Source organism: Heyndrickxia camelliae (genome assembly GCF_002844575.1).
GTDB classification, from domain to species: domain Bacteria; phylum Bacillota; class Bacilli; order Bacillales; family Bacillaceae_C; genus Margalitia; species Margalitia camelliae.
The window spans coordinates 76,091-95,938 of sequence record NZ_PIQO01000008.1 but is presented as its reverse complement, the minus strand read 5'-3'; the positions used below and the strand labels follow the sequence as shown (position 1 = coordinate 95,938).

16 protein-coding genes are annotated in these 19,848 nt (G+C 36.0%); 14 read left to right on the top strand and 2 right to left on the bottom strand.

All coding sequences use genetic code 11. From position 1 onward, the window contains the following. The first annotated feature begins 196 nt into the window (after positions 1–196). From CWO92_RS12195 to CWO92_RS12180, 4 genes are all read left to right on the top strand, one after another. Positions 197–1,231: a SepM family pheromone-processing serine protease gene (locus tag CWO92_RS12195; protein WP_101354490.1), complete on the top strand. Its 1,035-nt coding sequence runs from the start codon at positions 197–199 to the stop codon at positions 1,229–1,231. 147 nt (positions 1,232–1,378) lie between these two features. Then, entirely contained in the window at positions 1,379–2,053 is a 675-nt protein-coding gene (locus tag CWO92_RS12190) for a response regulator transcription factor (protein WP_101354489.1), read from the top strand. Beyond that, entirely contained in the window at positions 2,050–3,093 is a 1,044-nt protein-coding gene (locus CWO92_RS12185; RefSeq protein WP_101354488.1) for a sensor histidine kinase, read from the top strand. The genes CWO92_RS12190 and CWO92_RS12185 overlap by 4 nt, the downstream gene beginning before the upstream one ends. Positions 3,094–3,253: 160 nt before the next feature. Beyond that, positions 3,254–4,945 (top strand): methyl-accepting chemotaxis protein, encoded by a 1,692-nt coding sequence (locus CWO92_RS12180; RefSeq protein ID WP_101354487.1) that lies wholly within the window; start codon positions 3,254–3,256, stop codon positions 4,943–4,945. A gap of 188 nt (positions 4,946–5,133) precedes the next feature. Here CWO92_RS12180 and CWO92_RS12175 read toward each other — a convergent pair whose 3' ends face one another. Together CWO92_RS12175 and CWO92_RS12170 are read right to left on the bottom strand one after the other, a co-directional pair. Next, positions 5,134–5,967 (bottom strand): HAD family hydrolase, encoded by an 834-nt coding sequence (locus CWO92_RS12175; RefSeq protein WP_158176694.1) that lies wholly within the window; start codon positions 5,965–5,967, stop codon positions 5,134–5,136. A 34-nt stretch (positions 5,968–6,001) separates the two neighbouring features. Continuing rightward, on the bottom strand, positions 6,002–7,543 hold the full coding sequence (locus CWO92_RS12170; protein ID WP_165786678.1) for a sensor domain-containing diguanylate cyclase: 1,542 nt from the start codon (positions 7,541–7,543) through the stop codon (positions 6,002–6,004). Positions 7,544–8,014: 471 nt separating this feature from the next. Between CWO92_RS12170 and dltX the strand changes: the two genes are divergently transcribed. The 10 genes from dltX (at position 8,015) to CWO92_RS12120 (ending at position 19,609) form a co-directional block, all read left to right on the top strand. Beyond that, a complete protein-coding gene (gene dltX, locus CWO92_RS12165) occupies positions 8,015–8,179 on the top strand; it encodes a teichoic acid D-Ala incorporation-associated protein DltX (RefSeq protein WP_367593490.1) in 165 nt (54 codons plus the stop codon). 18 nt (positions 8,180–8,197) lie between these two features. Next, positions 8,198–9,718 carry a D-alanine--poly(phosphoribitol) ligase subunit DltA gene (dltA, locus tag CWO92_RS12160; protein WP_101354483.1) on the top strand — a complete coding sequence of 507 codons (1,521 nt, stop codon included), beginning with the start codon at positions 8,198–8,200 and terminating at the stop codon, positions 9,716–9,718. Continuing rightward, positions 9,715–10,893, top strand: a complete 1,179-nt coding sequence (gene dltB, locus CWO92_RS12155) for a D-alanyl-lipoteichoic acid biosynthesis protein DltB (RefSeq protein WP_101354482.1) — start codon at positions 9,715–9,717, stop codon at positions 10,891–10,893. The genes dltA and dltB overlap by 4 nt, the downstream gene beginning before the upstream one ends. A gap of 105 nt (positions 10,894–10,998) precedes the next feature. Continuing rightward, the gene (gene dltC, locus CWO92_RS12150; RefSeq protein WP_101354481.1) at positions 10,999–11,232 is read left to right on the top strand and encodes a D-alanine--poly(phosphoribitol) ligase subunit 2; all 234 of its coding nucleotides are present in this window, start codon (positions 10,999–11,001) and stop codon (positions 11,230–11,232) included. Then, positions 11,229–12,428 carry a D-alanyl-lipoteichoic acid biosynthesis protein DltD gene (gene dltD, locus CWO92_RS12145; RefSeq protein ID WP_101354480.1) on the top strand — a complete coding sequence of 400 codons (1,200 nt, stop codon included), beginning with the start codon at positions 11,229–11,231 and terminating at the stop codon, positions 12,426–12,428. Before dltC ends, dltD begins: the two co-directional genes overlap by 4 nt. 166 nt (positions 12,429–12,594) lie before the next feature. Then, positions 12,595–14,040, top strand: coding sequence for an amino acid permease (locus CWO92_RS12140; protein WP_101354479.1), 1,446 nt, complete (start codon positions 12,595–12,597; stop codon positions 14,038–14,040). Positions 14,041–14,196: 156 nt separating this feature from the next. Next, positions 14,197–15,387: a serine hydrolase domain-containing protein gene (locus CWO92_RS12135; protein ID WP_101354478.1), complete on the top strand. Its 1,191-nt coding sequence runs from the start codon at positions 14,197–14,199 to the stop codon at positions 15,385–15,387. Between the two features lie 134 nt (positions 15,388–15,521). After that, entirely contained in the window at positions 15,522–15,989 is a 468-nt protein-coding gene (locus tag CWO92_RS12130) for a MarR family winged helix-turn-helix transcriptional regulator (RefSeq protein ID WP_158176691.1), read from the top strand. 6 nt (positions 15,990–15,995) lie between these two features. Continuing rightward, positions 15,996–17,723, top strand: coding sequence for an ABC transporter ATP-binding protein (locus CWO92_RS12125; RefSeq protein ID WP_101354476.1), 1,728 nt, complete (start codon positions 15,996–15,998; stop codon positions 17,721–17,723). Then, complete coding sequence (locus tag CWO92_RS12120) at positions 17,720–19,609, top strand: ABC transporter ATP-binding protein (RefSeq protein WP_101354475.1); 1,890 nt, start codon at positions 17,720–17,722, stop codon at positions 19,607–19,609. The genes CWO92_RS12125 and CWO92_RS12120 overlap by 4 nt, the downstream gene beginning before the upstream one ends. The last annotated feature ends 239 nt before the right edge of the window (positions 19,610–19,848 follow it).

Sequence of the window (19,848 nt, the reverse complement as noted above, 5' to 3'; positions counted from 1 at the left end):
TGTTTTTAGTATACGAATGAAAATTACAATCCCCCAAAAATGTTATAAAACTCTAATCTTCTTTTAATCAACCTATGTTAGAATTCCTAATAAGAGAAAAATAAAGGAACTTCTTCAGAATAGCACGAATGTATTAAACAGTTATTATATATCCTTTTTATTAGAGGCAGAAATTTTAACTGGAAAGGAACGAAATATGAACAACTTCTTAAAAAGAAAATCTACTTTCGCTATTTTTATTATAGCTGTCATTCTTATTATTGGTTTATTTATTCCGACGCCATATTACTTAGAACAACCTGGATCTGTTGAGAAATTGTCTCCGCGGGTAACCGTTCAGGATGGACATAAGGATGAGAAAGGAAATCTATATTTAACAACAGTCCTCTCTACAAAAGCAACGAATGTGTATATCTATTTATATGGGCTAGTAGCACCTCATACGCAAATGGAAAAAGAACAGGATGTAAAGGGAGATATGAGTGATGAGGAATACGATCGCTTATTAGAGCATATGATGAGTTCCTCTCAGCAAAATGCCATTACCTCTGGTTTAAAAGCGGCTGGTGAACAGGTAAACGTCCAGAATAATGGGGTATTCGTATATATGGTGCTTCCAGACTCAAAGGCAAAGGGTACCATAAAGGTTGGAGACGTTATTCATTCCGTTGATGGGCACCCAGTGAAAAAGTCGATTGATTTCATCAACTATTTATCTAAGAAAAAAGCCGGAGATACTGTTCAACTAGGTTGGACTCATAATGGAAAGACATATACAAAATCAATTCCATTAGTAACGCTTGATAAGAAAACGAATAGGGCAGGTATAGGAATTGTCCCTGAAGATGAATTCTCAATACAGCCATCAAGGAAAATTAATATTAATGCTTCAGATATTGGCGGTCCATCTGCAGGTCTCATGTTCTCATTAGAAATTTATAACCAATTAGTGCCGGGAGATTTAACAAAGGGTTATCAAATTGCTGGAACGGGTACGATTGATCAGAATGGAAATGTAGGGCAAATTGGAGGCATCCGTGATAAAATTGTCGCTGCCCACAAGTCGGGAATTGATATCTTCTTCTGCCCGGCAGATGTTCAAAAGGGCGATACAAATGAAAAGGATATAAAGGATGAAGCGCATAAGCTTGGATATAAAATTAAAATTGTTCCAGTAAAAACAATGAAGGATGCTATACAATATTTAGAAAAATTACCTCCCAAAAAATAGCGGGAGCATAAACAGGGTCCTATGAAGGGCCCTTTTGTTTTTAACAAATTTTAATAGTTCATATTGAGTTCACATAAACCTTATATACTTGATTCTAAATTATAGTGAATAATAAAATATCGTTGGAATGTAATGGGGGAATGATGGATGACAAAAATAATGGTAGTGGATGACGACTCCCATATCCGAGAACTAATAGCATTATTTTTAAAAAAAGAAGGCTTGGAGGTTTGTGAAGCTTCGGATGGCGTAGAAGCACTAAAAATGTTAGAAACTGTAAAGGTTGAATTGGTAGTTCTTGATATTATGATGCCGAATATGGATGGCTGGCAATTATGTAAGGAGCTTAGAGAGTATTATGATATCCCTGTCTTAATGCTAACAGCAAAGGGAGAGACCGCACAAAAGTTGAAAGGGTTTGAGCTTGGAGCGGATGATTATTTGGTGAAGCCTTTTGAACCATTGGAATTGGTCGTAAGAGTGAAAGCTTTACTAAAACGGTATCATATTTCCTTATCGCAAACAATTGAAATTGGCAATTTGAAATTAAACCGAAAAACCTTTGAGGCATCCGTTGGTGAATGCAGTTTAACGTTGCCGCTTAAGGAGTTTGATCTTTTATTTAAATTGGCTAGCTACCCGGGAAAGACGTTTTCCAGGGAACAGTTAATTGAAGAAATATGGGGATATGATTATGAAGGGGATGAACGTACCGTCGATGTTCATATAAAAAGATTACGTGAAAAGTTTCCAGAGGAAGAGATTGGTTTTAAAATCAAAACGATTCGTGGTCTTGGTTATCGACTAGAGGTTCAGTCATGAAACGACCGCGATTATGGGAAATTGTATTATTCGTTCTCGGTATGTTTGCAATAGTAGTAGTGATGAATTCAGCTGCCTATTTCATCACTTTATATTTTTTTCGAATGCAGCATATACAACCAGCTGGTTATCTATTTCAACTGATAACTGATTTAATAGGCCTAATACTATTTATACTAACAATCTTTCTTATCTCAAGAGCAACTAGAAGAAGACATCTTACCTTTTGGGAAGCCATTATTGACGCGCTTAAAAAGATTGCAAAAGGAGACTTTAACATTCATTTAAATTTTGAAAGAGGCGATCGTCAATTTTTAAGCCTTGTTGAAAATATTAATCATATGGCACAACAACTTCAGCAGATGGAGGAGATGCGCCAAGAGTTCATTTCCAATGTGTCCCACGAAATTCAGTCACCGTTAACGTCTATTAGGGGATTTGCACGGGCTTTGCAAGAGGAAAGTCTGACTCGAGCAGAACGAGTCCATTATTTAGCGATTATCGAAGAGGAGAGTAACCGGCTTTCTAAAATAAGTGATAATTTACTGAAGCTAACCGCATTAGAATCACAAAGCCATCCTTTTGAACAGAAGCAGTATCGGTTGGATAAACAAATAAGGAAAATCGTGTTAGCAAGTGAACCACAATGGACAGAAAAAAACTTGGTAATGGAAGTTTCCTTGGAGGAGGTTTATATCCTTGCTGACGAAGATCTTCTTAGTCAGGTATGGGTTAACCTAATTCATAACAGTATCAAATTTACCCCACCACATGGCATGATTCACATTCAGGTAACAAAAAAGCAGGAATGCATAATGGTTAGTATTTCCGATTCGGGCATTGGTATCTCATTGGAAGATCAAATGCATATTTTTGAACGGTTTTATAAAGCGGATAAGTCAAGAACACGAACAGCAGGCGGCAGCGGGCTAGGGCTTTCTATTGTGAAAAAAATTGTAGAGCTGCATCAAGGGGATATATCGGTTAATAGCCAGATTGGAAAAGGTACTACTTTTGTCGTTACATTACCAATAAAATAAACAGTGAGTGTCCGGTGTCATTATCGGGCACTTTTTTATGATGATAGGCACAAAATGAAATCTTAATCATTCGTAAATATTTCCTTAATATTGGTAGTTTTAAATAGATTGTAATAGTTCGAAAGACACATAAAGCAATCTTGAAGAGAGAGTGAAGTGGATGAGCATAAGAAAGGGCTTTGATGTAAAACATGTCAAGAACATGAAACTGCGGTCAATATTAATTTTGCCAATAGTAGCTGTCATTATTTTGTCTTCCTCTATTATTGCCATCATCAGCTATGAAAAAAACAAACAATTAACACAGCAAGCAATCGAACAGCAATTGACTTCGTCTGCTGAGGTCATGACGGAAAAAGTGACAATGTTAAGAGCAACGGTACCGAAGGAAGAATTTGATCGGAAACTGGCTTATGCTTTAACCTTAACGCGAAATAATTATAAAGATAATCATTTAACACCTATTCAATTTAAACTCACGAAAACAGGAAAAACAGAAAACTTCAGTGGTTTTAATACCAACATTCCCAGTCTTCCGGGAGCCATTGAAAAGCAATTACATAAGCAAGGAAAAGGAATATATCATTATAACGGCGTAACATTTGCTTTTGCAAATCAAGTAGAATTAGATGATGCAATCTACATTATTGCCTTACAAGATAAAGAGTATCTACAGCCGGTCATTCAGTACAGAAATTTATTATTCTTCATCACCCTTATTACTATTTTTATTGCTAGTACAGTAGGGATCTTTACTATTCGGAATGTTACGAATCCGATTATCAAATTGAAAGAGACGATGGAGCAAGTTTCGAAGGGAAATTTACATATTAGGTTAGAAAAGACACCTATCAGCAAAGAACTACAATCTCTAGCTCTTGGATTTAATCAAATGATTAGCAGTGTAAATACTTTACTTGGACATATTGAAGGCAGTGCGAAGCATATAACCCTTTCGTCTGAAAAATTAAGTGTAACATCCTCGGCAATTAAAGATGCTTCCGAACAAATAACATCAGCGATTAGTCAGGTGGCGAGCGGAACGGAAATACAGGTGGAAGCAGCATCTCAGGCATCTACGAATGTTTTGACGATATCGGAAGGGATGGAAATGGTAGGAGAATCCATTGAAAAAGTAGAGAAATCTTTAGATAAAGCAAATGAAAAGGCTAGAACAGGAAATGAATTGGTAGAGGAAACTGTGGAACAAATGGGGCTGGTTCAGAAAACAATTGGAGAGACATCTGAAAAAATTGATGCATTAGATCAAAATTCTAAACATATTGACCAAATCGTGAATATGATTAGTGAAATTGCGAGTCAAACGAATTTGCTATCCTTAAATGCTACTATAGAGGCTGCACGAGCTGGCGAGCATGGAAAAGGGTTTGCTGTTGTTGCGAATGAGATACGCAAATTAGCGGATCAGTCAGGGAATGCAGCAATGAATATTAAGGAACTAACGGATGAAATACGGAAAGTAATCATTCAAGCAGTTGATTCTATGTCACGTGGAGGGATGGTTCTAGAGGAGGGAATGAAAAAGGTACAAGAAACGGAGAATGCCTTTGCAGAAATTGTACTTTCCATTTCGGATGTTCTTAATGAATCAAAAGGAGTATCAAATATATCCATAAAAGTACGAGATCAAATGAAAACGATGATTGGAAACATGCATCAAATTTCGGATACCACCGAACAATTTGCCGGAAGTATGCAGTATATAAAGGCAGCCACAGAACAGCAGAAACTTTCGATGGATGATGTCGCGTTTGAAGCAGATGCATTTCATCATCTGGCATTGGATCTTGTGAAGGTTATTAAAATGTATAAAAATGATGAAACCCATTGATGTAGAAATATCAATGGGTTATTTTGCTTAGACAGATTTAAATGTATTTCTTTGCTATTTAAAGTAATGGATATAATGTACGATTAATAACATCGCAAAATCAACTAGAAACCAGAGAGAATACACATGAAGCGAATGGTAAAAGTCCCCTTAGGAACTATATTTTTATCCATAAGGCTCCTTTCTGCTTAAAATAGCTTCTTTAACTCACCCAACATTTCCGGAAGATTTCTTACAATAACATCCGCATCCGAGGACGCGCTAATGTTATGAGGGTCAACCAATAGTGTTTTACACCCCAGTTCTTGGGCAGGAAGAATGTCGTTAATAGCATTATCACCTATACATAAAATATTTTTGTAGTCTACTCTATATTTTTCTTTAATTTTATTGATATGGTGCTTGGTTTGAATCGGTTTTTGTCCGTTGAATATTTTACATTCAAAGTAATCTGAAAATCCTAGCTTTAATAGGATGACTTCACTGTCTTTTTGGGGAGAATTGGTTAAAAGTACAAGATTCTTATGTAAGGATAGTTCTTCTAGACTCTCTTTAAAGCCATTTAATTCTGCCATATTAAATGCAGGAGTCATCATGAACTCACGTGTTTCAAGAAAGGCTCTTTCTGCTAATTCCTTAGATATACCATAGTGTCTTGCAATCGCAGCGGGCACCCACCAAAGATCGCCAATATGGAGGAAAGAATAGTAATCATGCTGAAGAGGGTGATTGGTCCACTTTGCTAGCTGATGGTCTGGCACTTTCTCGCCATTCCATTGATAGACTTCTGTTATCTTACCATCAAAATGTTTAATGATGACATCCTCCACAGTATCATAAGACATCCCCATTCTTAAGGGGTGTTCTCCCTTTAAAATAGCTTCATAATCAGCTTTGAATGCCTCTTGATGATCTGGGTGAATTTTCTCACAAAGTTTTTCTGCGTAAAAATCAAAATGATCAGTATCCTCATAGAGAGTACCGTCGAGATCAAAGATTAGTACTTTAATATCTCTATACAAGGTAAGGACTCCTTTCTGCTTCACATTTCCTTAATCAATAAAATTGGGAAAAGGGACCTGACCCTTCATCCCACCCTTTTATTAGGGCTTTCTCTTTGTACATTTCCCGGTCAGCATGATCGATTATTTCTTGTAGGGAAATGCTTTGATCAGAGTCATAGCAGTAAAGCCCATGGCTAACGGAGAGTTCGTAAGGTTTGCGTTTTTTTGTGTTTTCTTCCTGTAGTATTTCTACTATTTCATTCCAGACCTTTTCAGCATAATTGGTATGCTTGTCCAAAAAGGTAATAATAAATTCGTCCCCACCATACCGAAAAATGATATCTGCATTAGTTAATCTAGATTTAATGATATCACACACTGTTTTAACCAGAGAGTCTCCTTCCGGATGTCCGTAGCGATCATTCACCGTTTTTAAATTATTAATATCAATAAAGAGTAGAACAAATTGTACACTCTCGGTAGTGGATTTCTCTATTAAATCTTGTAATATTTCCATACCTTTTCTTCTATTTATTACGCCAGTTAATATATCTGTAGTTGCATACATTTCCAGCTCTGTTTCAATTTTTTTTAGGTCCGTTATATCCGTTGCTCCGGAAAGCATGCATTTTTGACCCATATAATCTATCAATTTATAATTTACTAATACCCATTTTTTAGTTCCATCAGTTGTTGACTGTTCCACAATATAGTTATCTATTTGTCCGTTTGTCTTTAATTCCTCGATGATTAAAGATCTTTCTTCCTTGCTTATATAGAATTGCTTTACGTCCAGTGCTGGTAATGCTTCTTTCTCCACTCCGTAAAATTCAAGGGCTTTATTATTAGCCAGTAAGATCTTACCAGAATTAAAGTCAGTAAGAATAAGAGGGTATGGATTTACATTAAAAAGATGCAGCAGATTTTGCTCGCTGTTTTTAATTTTTTGTTGCGTTTGGAAGTCTCTTTTTCTATAGGAATATAGGCTCAAGCAGATAATGAAAGCAATGGTTGCTGTTCCAGTAGTATTAATTTGTTCTGAAACTAAATTATACTTTTCATTGGCGTGGAAATGATAAATACCAATATGGAAAAAAATATGGGTAAACATAAGAATAAAAAAGAAATGCCATGGACGAACAGGGAAAAGAGATGCAACACCAATTAGAATGACAATATAGGTATAAATATTTCCGTTTAGTTGTTGACTATTGATAGAAGCTAATGCACCACCCATTACATAAGAAAAAATATACAGATTAATGGTGATTGTTGTCCATTTAGTATGAGGAAATCCTTTGTCTTTAAAAAGTTTATGTATAAATAAAAATGTAATAGAAGTAGTAAAACCAATCACATGAATGGCGATTAAATGGATTCGATATATGTCTTCTTGAATGCCTTTATACAATACAAAATCAGCATAAAAAAAGTAAACATACAAAAATAGCAAAATAATCGATGCAGATCTAATCCTAGTAAATAACAAACGATTATTGGATATTGTAAATTCAATGTTATTGGAAGAAGTCTTATTAAACTGGTCACTGATTGACCTCGACATTATTGAAAAAATTGTAGATATTTTCCCCACCACCTAAAGTTCCATCCCTTATCTAATTATAAAAACGACTCATATTCTTCCAAGCTTAGTATATGGAACTGCTTTTAGAAAAGCAATTTAATAAATAAAAAGGTTATTTTCTTAAATTTTTTTTTTGTTTCCAAGGGTGGTGAAAGTGGTACTTTCGATCATTATTCAGAAAGATGTTTATAGGCAGTTACATCAGAAAAAACCGCGTCATTGTGGGAAATGGGACCTGTCCCTCTGTCCCAAATAATCTATTTTATATGAAGTTACTTAATTTATTCTTAAATGAATGAACTTTTCTAATGATTTTTTCATCTTTTTTTTATGAAACTATTTTATAATGAATTACGTCTAATAGATGTTGTAATAAATTTGTAATAATACTTACAGATTTTTTACAGATTTATATCCTAATGTCCCTATATATCAATATCATATAAATATTGATTTGCGGGGTACAAAAGGTAGATAAGGATGAAAGGGTGCCTTCTTATGAAAAAGTCAGAAAAGGAGACAGGAAATCGAGTGCTATGGTGGAGTCTTCGTACATTGTATTATTTACTCATTCTGATATTGTTGGTGTTAATTTATGGATTTCATGATATGAGTGCGGGGCCATTTATATATAGTGAATTTTAAGAATCAGGAGGAGCAATAATGAACGTAATAAAATCAATTGAACGTTTGGCTGCTAATGAACCAAAACGACTTGCTTTTATCAATCGTGATGCTGCCATCACGTATGAGGATTTATGGAGTAAGTCCAATCGTTTAGCATCCTATGTTGAGAATTACTCAGAAAAGCAGCACTCTCCTATAATAGTTTATGGTCATATGGCACCTGAAATGGTTGTCTCTTTTTTAGGAAGTGTAAAAGCCGGACATCCATATATTCCGGTAGATGTTTCGATTCCAATTGATCGAATAAAAAAAATCATGGATAGTTCGAAGGCGGAATTTTTCTTTGCAACAGAGGAGATAGAGGTTGACCATTTTGAAAACTACCCAATCAAGATGGTCCAAAGTGAAGAGCTTCTCCATATTTTAAGCTCTCACGATGATGCTGCCTCTGAGGAAAAGTGGGTACAAGAGGAAGATACTTTCTATATTATCTATACCTCTGGAAGTACTGGGAATCCAAAAGGTGTACAGATTACAGCAAATAATCTTCAAAGCTATGTGGGCTGGATGCTTTCTGATTTTCCAATCGACAAACAGAAGGTCTTTTTAAACCAGGCACCATTTTCATTTGATTTATCAGTGATGGATCTATATCCGTCCCTTTGTACAGGTGGGACATTATTTGCGATTACGAAGGATATGATTGCAAATCCCAAACTGCTTTTTGAGGAATTAAAGGGATCCAATATCCAGGTTTGGACATCGACACCGTCGTTTGCTCAAATGTGTTTAATGGAACCAGGCTTTTCGGAGGAAATGCTTCCGGGACTTGAAGTATTCCTGTTTTGCGGGGAAGTTCTTTCCGCAGATATTGCTCGTCAGTTAAAAGAACGGTTTCCTGGAGCAAAGGTCTTTAATTTGTATGGACCAACAGAAGCGACTGTTGCGATAACGATGGTCGAGGTTACGAATGAACTATTAGCGTCACATTCCATTTTGCCTATTGGATATAGTAAAGGCGATACACAATTATGGATTGTGGATGAGAACGGTAATCAGCTTCCTGAAGGGGAAAAAGGAGAAATGATTATCGTTGGGCCAAGCGTAAGTAAAGGCTATTTAGGAGAAAAAGAGCTTACGGATAAATCTTTCTTTGAAACCGATGGAGAAAGAGCTTATCGAACAGGTGATGCAGGCTATAGAAAAAATGGATTACTGTACTATCAAGGTCGCCTTGATTTCCAAGTAAAGGTGCATGGTTATCGTATGGAATTAGAAGAGATTGAGTATAGCATTGCGAAATCTCAATATGTTGAAGCTTGTGTGGTTGTACCTGTCTATAAGGATGGGAAAATTGACTACTTATCCACATTTATTGTTCCGGCCCAGCACTCCTTTGAAAAACAGTATCAATTAACAGCGGCGATAAAGAAAGAATTATCGGAACTTCTTCCTTCATATATGATTCCAAGGAAGTTTTCGTATACTCATAGTCTGCCAATAACGCCGAATGGTAAGGTTGATCGAAAGAAATTATCTGCTGAGGTAATGGTATGATTCCGTACGAAAAATTTATCTTTTTCTTGATAATAGGAATTCTTTTACTGCCAACGATCATACTTGGCCTAAAGGGCAGACAATCTAGGACCTATAATATGATTATTACGGTAATCATGTTAGCCATTATTTTCGCTAATAGTATGATGGGGCTTATTTCTCTAATTGTGTTTACCATATGGCAAGTTTTATTAGTCAAAGGCTATGCTTCTTACCGCCAAAGGGAAAATAAAACATCGGTATTTGTCTGGGCAGTGGTAGGGTCTATTCTTCCACTAGCCTTAGTAAAGATTTTTCCCTTTTTGGGGCTTCATCATTTGATTGGGTTTTTAGGAGTATCCTATCTAACCTTTAAAGCGGTACAAATGATCATGGAGACCAGAGACGGCTTAATAAAAAGCGATATCCCAATTCTGGATTTTCTTTACTTTCTTTTATTCTTTCCAACGATCTCATCTGGCCCGATTGATCGCTGGAGAAGATTTCAGAAAGATAGCTTAACAGTTCCGACAAAAGAACAGTATTATGAGTATCTGTATTTAGGAATTAACAAGATTTTTAGAGGATTTTTATATAAATTCATTATTGCTTATTTGTTGCATCACTATCTGCTGGCCTATTTGCCAAAAAATCCATATGTATATGTACCACCTGTACTAGCGCAAATTATGTACATGTATGCATATAGTTTATATTTATTCTTTGATTTTGCGGGGTATAGTGCCTTTGCAATTGGAGTGAGTTATTTGATGGGAGTTAAAACTCCAGAAAACTTTAATGCTCCATTTATAAGCAGAAATATAAAGGATTTCTGGAATAGGTGGCATATGACTTTGTCATTCTGGTTCCGGGATTATGTATATATGCGCTTTGTCCTCTGGATGACAAAGAAAAAATGGATACGTGATCGCTACACGGTTTCCAATATCGGCTATACGTTATTATTTTTAATTATGGGCTTTTGGCATGGAATTGCCGTGCAATATATCGTTTACGGCCTTTACATGGCCGCATTAATGATTGGGTATGACTTTTTTGATAGGTGGAACAGAAAGCGTAAATTTTGGCCGAAGAATAAGTTTACACATGTTGTTTCGGTCATTATCACGTTCCACTTTGTATGTTTCGGACTTTATATTTTTTCAGGTGAACCATTTCGCTACTACTTTAGATAACATACGAAAAGTAGCCCCAAAATGAAGTCTACTGTGGGGTTTATAAACATTTACGAAAAGTAACAACAATACAAGTAAAGCTACGTTAAAGGAGAATAATTTAAAATGGAAAAACAAGAGATTATCAACTTAATAGCAGAGATTTGCCAAGACGAGGTTGTAAAGGAAGATCCAAATATCGATTTATTTGAGACAGGATTACTAGATTCCTTCGGTACTATCAACTTTTTAGTAGAAGTAGATGAGCGGTTCGGAATCAATATTCCAATAACAGAATTTAATCGTGAGGAGTGGAATACTCCGAACAATATAGCAGAGAAATTAGTGGAACATCAATGAAAAAATATGCTTTTGGTCCACTTATTTTAGCGGTTATCCTATTTTTGGTGTTCTTATTTATACCAAATGCTTGGATTGGGGATTTGATTTCGAATAAAAAAGTGGCAAAGGATGCTACAAGCCTTAGTCCTTTAATGTTTCAAGGAGATTATATCCAAAGCAGAATGCTAGCGGATAAGAAGTACTTTCCAATATACGGATCATCAGAATTATCAAGATTTGACCCGTTTCATCCTTCTAATTATTTTGAAGCCAATCAGGAAGGGTTTACCCCATTTTTATATGGACGTGGAGGTACGCAGTCATTAGTTCAATTTATGAACTTTGCTGCGCATTCCAATCAGTTAAAAGGGAAAAAATTGGTCTTTATTATTTCTCCACAGTGGTTTCATAAGAAAGGAATCGATAATGTTCATTTTGATCCCAATTATTCGATGCTACAGGCATATGATTTAGCTTTTAATCATTCTATTGATCCTAGATTAAAAAGAAAAGCCATTCACAGGCTTTTAAAGTTTGATGTAGTAAAAAGGGATTACATGCTTACTAGTGTGTTTCGGTCTGAAATTGGTCGTCATGGCAAGTTCAGACTGGATAATGAAATTATCAGACCGTTTGCATATATGAATTGGAAGCTGCTTCAAAAGAAAGACTTATATTTTTCACTTTATGGTGGATATAATCATAAACGATATAAAGATCCAAAGATTGTTAAAGGGAAATCATGGGGAGAATTAGAGCAAATTGCGAGTCAATATGGTAAACAAAGAGCTAAAGGAAACCCATATGATGTATCATACAGTTTTTATAAAAAGAAAATAATCCCTACTGCTGCAAAGATGAAAAATTATAATAGACATGCAACCTATGCTAAATCAGTAGAGTACAATGATTTCCAAATGGTTTTAGATCTGTTAAAGGAAAAAGGTGCTAAACCAATCTTTATTTCCCTTCCGGTGAATGGAAGATGGTACGATTACACTGGGTTTCCAAAGAACGGACGAGAAGTTTATTATAAAAAGATTTGCAAGCAGGTAAGAGCTTCAGGGTTCCCAATCGTTGATCTATCTGGACACGAATATGATCCGTATTTCTTAAAAGATACCATGCATATTGCGTGGAAAGGCTGGGTCTATGTGGATCAGGCTATGGAGCAGCATTGGAAAGCCACTCAAACAGAACCACAAGTTGATTAATCGACTTGTGGTTTTTTGCTATTTCTATGAAACACCTAAGATTGTTACTAAATTTACCAAGATATTTTATTATATTATCACTTTACCAAAGTAGAGAATTGAAGTATACTAAGTCCATGAACTAATACGGTATATAATAAATGGCATCTTAGAAAGGTGATATATGATGGAAACAAAAAAATGGGGGTTATGGATTTTAACTACCTTTGTTATAGGAAATATGGTAGGCGGCGGTATTTTTATGCTACCTGCTAATTTGGCACAGGTAGCAAGTCCGACAGGCGCTACACTTGCGTGGCTAGCAACAGGACTTGGTGTATTTATGATTGCATTAGTATTTGGAAATCTAGCAACCAGAAAACCTGAGTTAAAGGCAGGACCGCAAAGCTATGCTCAAAACTTATTTTCCTCTCCGAAGGCAGGAAAAGTAGCTGGATACAGTATGGCATGGGGATATTGGGCAGCGAACTGGGCAGCGACAGCCTCTGTTATTATTTCCTTTGCCGGTTATTTAACGACCTTTTTCCCTGTCATGCAGAGTAAGAAAGTCTTAGTTACTTTCGGAAGTTTTCAATTAGAATATGGTAAATTCGTTACGTTTATTATATGTACAATCATGCTATGGGGAATTCAATTTATTCTATCAAAAAGCTTCAATGCCGCTGGAAAATTAAATCTTACTGCTACTATTACGAAGGTCATTGGATTTTTGCTTTTTGTTATTGTAACAGTATTTGTGTTTGATGCAGCAAATTTAGGAAATGCAAAGGCATTTGTTGACGCGTCTGGTAATAAGGTTGGTCTAGGAGGACAAGTAAATGCAGGGGCAATTTCAACGCTTTGGGCCTTCATTGGAATTGAATCTGCTGTAATGCTTTCTAATCGTGCGAAGTCACAAAGCGATGTTAGAAAGGCAACGATGATAGGTTTAATCATTTCTCTATTCATTTATATTGGGATTACCTTATTAACAATGGGAGCACTGCCTCAGGATCAATTAAAAGATTCACAAAAACCTTTAGTGGATGCATTGGGCATGGTTATAGGTCATAACGGAACTTATATTATGGCATTACTAGCACTTATTTCATTATTCGGATCCACTGTTGGTTGGATTGTGGTAAGTTCTGAAGTGCCATACCAGGCAGCAAAAGTAGGGTTATTTCCAAAATTCTTTGCAAAAACGAATAAATCTGGAAGTCCTATCAGATCCTTATCAATTACGAATGTTTTGACACAGGTATTTCTTTTCTCAACTATTTCAGGTACGGTTACCGAAGCATATGATTTTGCTATTGTTGTTGCAACATTAGCCTATTTAATTCCATATCTGGTATCAGCAGTTTATCAATTAAAACTTGTCATAACAGGAGAAACATACGATAAAATAAAAGGCTTCAGGAAATTGGATGGAGTAATAACCGTTTTAGCTATTATTTATTCTATCTGGGTAATTAAAACTGGTACTGCTGATATGAAAACTTTCTTCTTGGGAATCGGTTTGTTTGTAGTAGGTTTGGTATTTTATCCGTTTATTATGAAAGATCAGAAGTTAATAAAAGAAACAGGAGCAAGAGAAGTAAAAACTTATGCGCAAAAAAATCGGGTTTAATACCTGATTTTTTTTTCATTTTGTATGTATTTAAAAAGAGGTTAATGATAATTTTTTCAAATTAAGGAGAACCTTTAAACAATATTATTCGTCTATTATTGTAGGGATTTAATTACAAAAAAGTAGAATAGAGTATTGTTATGAGGAGAAAAGAAAATGCGGAATAAAACAAGATATCAACTAAGAAGAAAAAGAAGGAACCAATGGAAGATTCCTGCTATTATCTGTTTAATTTTGCTATTAGCAGCGTTCGTTCTTGTTAAACATCGATTTGCAACACATCTTGTTAATAAGAGGAATGTAGAAAACGCAGCGAGTGTTATTACATCAGGAAAAACTTATCATCCTTCTAAAAAGATTACTAGTAAAGGAATTTCCAACAATGATGAAATAGATCAATACTTGAAAAAAATTCATTTTAATGGTTCAGCTACAATTGTTCATAACGGTAAGGTAGTTATTAATAAGGGATACGGTTTTTCTAATGAAAGAAATAAAACGCAAAACAACCCAGATACTGTTTTTTATATAGGTTCAATAACAAAGTCTTTTGTTGCTACCGCATTTTTACAGCTTCAGGAATCCGGAAAATTAAATATTAATGAACCATTATCAAACTATCTTCCTGATTTTCCTCATTCACGAGAGATAAAACTGTATAATTTATTAACCCACACCTCCGGAATTCCTGTTCGTAATGAGTTCGGAGGAAAAGTGTCAAAGGAGGAGTTAATGCGTGAAATTGGAGTCACTGCACGTCGTCTGAAATCTAAACCTGGAACAAGGTGGGAGTATTCAGATGCTAACTATTCCGTTCTGGGATATGTCATTGAGAAAGCGAGTGGGATGCCGTTGCACCAATATATTAAAGAGCATATTTTTAATGTAGCAGGAATGACACACTCTGGGTTTGGCGAGGATCTTAATAAGGAGAAATATCACTCAACCGGGTATAGGGTTAAAATGGGAATAATCTTTACTCCAAAGTTACAAGACTTTTCACAAGTTTTTGGTTGTGGTGATATATACTCGACTGCTTACGATTTGTATAAATTTGATCATGCCTTACAATCAGGTAAACTTCTATCCCACAAGAGTTATTTACAAATGTTTACTCCAAAAACAATATCTCAATATGGATATGGATGGTACATTAATCGAAAAGGTTGGTCAGTTCCACCAGGTAATTATTCGTCTCATGGGGTATTACCGGGATGGAATGGGATGAATAGTTATTCAAAGGGTGGAAAGGATTACGTAGTGCTAATATCCAATATACAAAACAGTGTAAGATCTTATGCTCCGATAAGTAAAAAGATATATACTATGCTGTTAACTGAAAATTAATCCAATCTCAGGCTAATACCTGAGATTTTTTTGTGAGGAATTATCCATTTTATTTGACGATAAAGTAGATAAAAAATATAATTAGTTTACTTAACTATTAATTAACTTAAGTAATGAAAAATGAGGTGAGAATAGTGGAGGAAAATAATCCAATTGCTAAACAGCTCTTGCATTCCTTAATGCAGTTTCGCAGTCATTTTCGACCCAAGGCATATAAGGGGTTAAAACCGAGTGAATATAAATTGTTGTTTACGATAAAGGCTGCTAGAAAGCATCATGATTTGGATATAACAGTATCTGGCTTAAGCAAATACCTTCAAGTAACAGCTCCTTCTGTTACACAAATCATTAATCGCCTAGAAAGGGACGGACTTGTAGAGCGGCAGATGGACCCGAATGATAGAAGATCTGTTCAAGTAAAATTAACAAAAGAGGGGGAAGAGATAACGGAAAAAGTATTAGAAGCTTATTTGAACAAGCTTCAAGGCGTGATTGATTATTTTGGAGAGGAAAAAAGCCAGCAATTTGCGGAAATGCTTTCCGAGATGATGGATTACTTTAACCAACAAGAATCGGCCACAAAGCGGGATGAATGGAGTTGATGTCTTTTGCTACGTTTGTTTAGGCACTTGAAACCTTATCGATTATTAATTGGACTTGTCATTATCTTAGTTTTCCTTCGTTCTATGTCCGATTTATATCTGCCATCCCTAATGGGGGATATTGTAGACAAAGGAGTTGTTCGTGGCGATGAGCCATACATCTTAAAAATAGGCGGGTGGATGCTTTTAATTGCTGGCTTAGGTGCTATATGTTCCATAGCTGCAAGCTTTTATTCTGCTAAAGTTGCGTCAAGTTTTGGAAAGAATCTTCGGACAAAGGTCTTTACCCATGTTGAAAGCTTTTCACTTAATGAATTTGATCAAGTGGGTACAGCATCCCTAATTACTAGGACAACAAATGATATTAACCAAGTCCAGCAAGTTCTTATTATGATGATGCGGATGATGGTGATGGCTCCGTTAATGTGTATCGGCGGGATTATTATGGCTGTTTCAAGGGATGCGAAGCTTTCCTTAGTCCTTGTGGTGTCAATGCCAGTTTTATTTATAGCGATTCTCCTTGTTCAACGAAAAGGAATACCTTTATTTAAGGCAATGCAGAAAAAACTAGATAAATTAAATCTTGTATTGCGTGAAAATTTAACAGGCATTCGTGTTATTCGTTCTTTTAACCGTATTGACTATGAAAAGAAACGGTTTGAAGCTGCTAATGCAGACTTAACGCAGACTGCTATTAAAGTAAATAAAATTATGGCTACTTTAATGCCGATCATGATGCTTGTTTTAAACTTCTCAACCATTGCAATTATATGGTTTGGCGGGATTCGAATTGATAACGGAAATATGCAGGTTGGGGACTTAATGGCTTTTATACAATATGCGATGCAAATTATGTTTTCGCTCATTATGTTATCGATGATGTTTATCATGATTCCGCGAGCATCCGTTTCGGCGGTACGAATTAATGAAGTATTAGACATTAAACCCAATATTATCGATGCCGAAAATGTTCAAGAAGCGACAGGAAAAAGAGGATATATCGAGTTTCAAAATGTTACTTTCAGCTATCCAGGAGCGGAAAATCCAGCCGTTTCGAACATAACCTTTAAAGCGAATCCTGGTAAGGTGACAGCGATTATTGGTGGAACCGGTTCCGGAAAGTCAACGCTAATTAGCTTGATACCAAGGTTCTATGATGTAAATGAAGGGAAAGTTTTAGTGGATGATGTAGATGTTCGTGATATGTCACAGGAGCATCTTCGAAAAAAAATTGGATTTGTTCCGCAAAAGGCGGTTCTTTTTACCGGAACCATTGCTGACAATATTCGTTATGGAAATGAAAATGCATCTGATGATGATATTAAACATGCCGCGGAAATTGCACAGGCGACAGAATTTATCTCTGAGCTAAAGGATGGACTTCATTCGGTGATGGCACAAGGCGGTACGAATGTTTCTGGAGGGCAAAAGCAAAGGTTATCCATTGCTAGAGCATTAGTGCGGAAACCAGAAATTTATATCTTTGATGATAGTTTTTCGGCTCTCGATTTCAAAACCGATGCTACATTGCGAGCCGAATTGAAAAAGGAAACTGGAGATGCAACGGTTTTGATTGTAGCTCAAAGAGTGAGTACAGTGATGGATGCTGATCAGATTATTGTTTTAGATCAAGGAAAAATGGCCGGTATCGGAACTCACAAGGAATTAATGGAAACATGTGAAGTATATCGTGAAATTGTATCCTCACAGTTATCAGAGGAGGAGATTGCATGAGTGAAAGAGATAATCGCAATACCCACCAAGTAAGAAGGGGACCAATGCGCGGGCATGGGCACGGCCATGGATTTGGAATGCCTGTTCAAAAGGCACAAAACTTTAAAGGTACTTTTAAAAGATTAATTGGGTATTTAAAACCACATCGATTTCGACTAACAGCAGTATTTTTGATGGCCATTTTAAGTACAGTTTTTACCATTATCGGACCAAAATTAATGGGAAATGCCACAACCAAATTATTTGAAGGCATGATGATGAAAATCAATAAAGTCCCTGGTGCAAAGGTTGATTTTAATTATATTTTGCATATTTTGTTAGTTTTAGCCGGTCTCTATATCTTCAGTTCCTTGTTTAGTTATTTTCAACAATATGTAATGGCAGGAGTTGCCCAGAAAACCGTCTACAACTTAAGAAAAGAAGTAAATGAAAAGTTAGCGAGGCTACCATTGAAATTGTATGATTCTAGGACACATGGGGAAGTGCTGAGCCGAGTTGTGAATGATATGGACAATATTAGCAACACCTTGCAGCAAAGCTTAACACAATTGATTACTTCCATTGTAACGCTAGTTGGCGTTGTGGTGATGATGCTTACCATTAGTCCTTTGATGACGCTGATTATTATTTTAACATTGCCCTTAAGTATTTTGGCAACAGCTGGTATTGCAAAGAAATCTCAAAAGTATTTTATGGGACAGCAAAAAGCACTTGGAGAATTGAATGGTCATGTAGAGGAAATGTATACTGGTCATCAAATTGTAAAGGCATTTGGAAGGGAAGAAAAATCCATTTCCGATTTCAACACGATTAATGAACGACTTTATGAATCGGGTCGGAAAGCCCAATTTATTTCCGGAATCATAATGCCATTAATGGCTTTTATCAATAATATTGGATATGTACTGGTATCGGTTGTTGGTGGTATTTTAGTAACGAAAAGAGCTATTAAGATTGGAGATATTCAAGCGTTTATCCAATACGCAAGACAATTTTCACAACCTATCACACAAACAGCTCAAATTGCAAATATCATCCAATCAACCATTGCTTCTGCTGAACGTGTGTTTGAACTTTTAGACGAAGAGGAAGAGGTTCCGGAAACAGTAAATGCAAAGGAAATCAAACTTCCTAAAGGGGACGTTACGTTTGAAAATGTAGTCTTCGGCTATAAAGAAAATGAAACAGTTATTAAAGGAATGAGCATCGATGTAAAAAAAGGGCAAACCATTGCCATTGTTGGTCCTACAGGTGCAGGTAAAACGACGCTTATTAATCTGCTGATGAGATTCTATGAAATTAATGAAGGGAAAATTACCATTGACGGTATCGATATTACCGAGCTAAAAAGAGGAAATTTACGTAGTATGTTTGGTATGGTGCTGCAGGATACATGGCTATTTAACGGTACCATCAAAGATAATATTGCCTATGGGCGTGAAAATGCAACGGAAGAACAGGTTGTTCGGGCGGCAAAAGCAGCTCGTGCCGATCATTTTATTCGGACGCTTCCGGATGGTTACGAAACTATCTTAAATGAGGAAGCATCGAATATTTCGCAAGGTCAAAAACAGTTGCTCACAATCGCTCGAGCGATCCTTGCAGATCCTGCAATCCTTATATTGGATGAGGCAACAAGCAGTGTTGACACAAGAACGGAGGTTCTTATTCAACAAGCGATGAACGAATTAATGAAAGATAGAACAAGCTTTGTGATTGCTCACCGACTATCAACCATTCGCGATGCGGATTTGATTTTAGTTATGAATCATGGAGATGTCGTTGAAAAAGGAACACACGAAGAACTGCTTAATCAAGGCGGTTTTTATGCTGATCTTTATAACAGTCAGTTTACTCATAAAGGTGGAAATGCAGAGGTTATATAACTTCTGCATTCTTTTTTTGCTATCAACTATATGCAAGCAGATTATTGATTTGGATATGGAGGACATTTTACACAGTCATAAACAATGTTTCAAAAGAATTCACTGAAACGATGGAAAAATCCTGAAATTATGAAGAGAAGTTAGATGAGATAGTGGTCTTTTAAACCGAAGATGGTACTGTTTTTATTCCATACTTTCAAATGAAACAAATAATAAGCTCTTTACGTAATATTGTATAA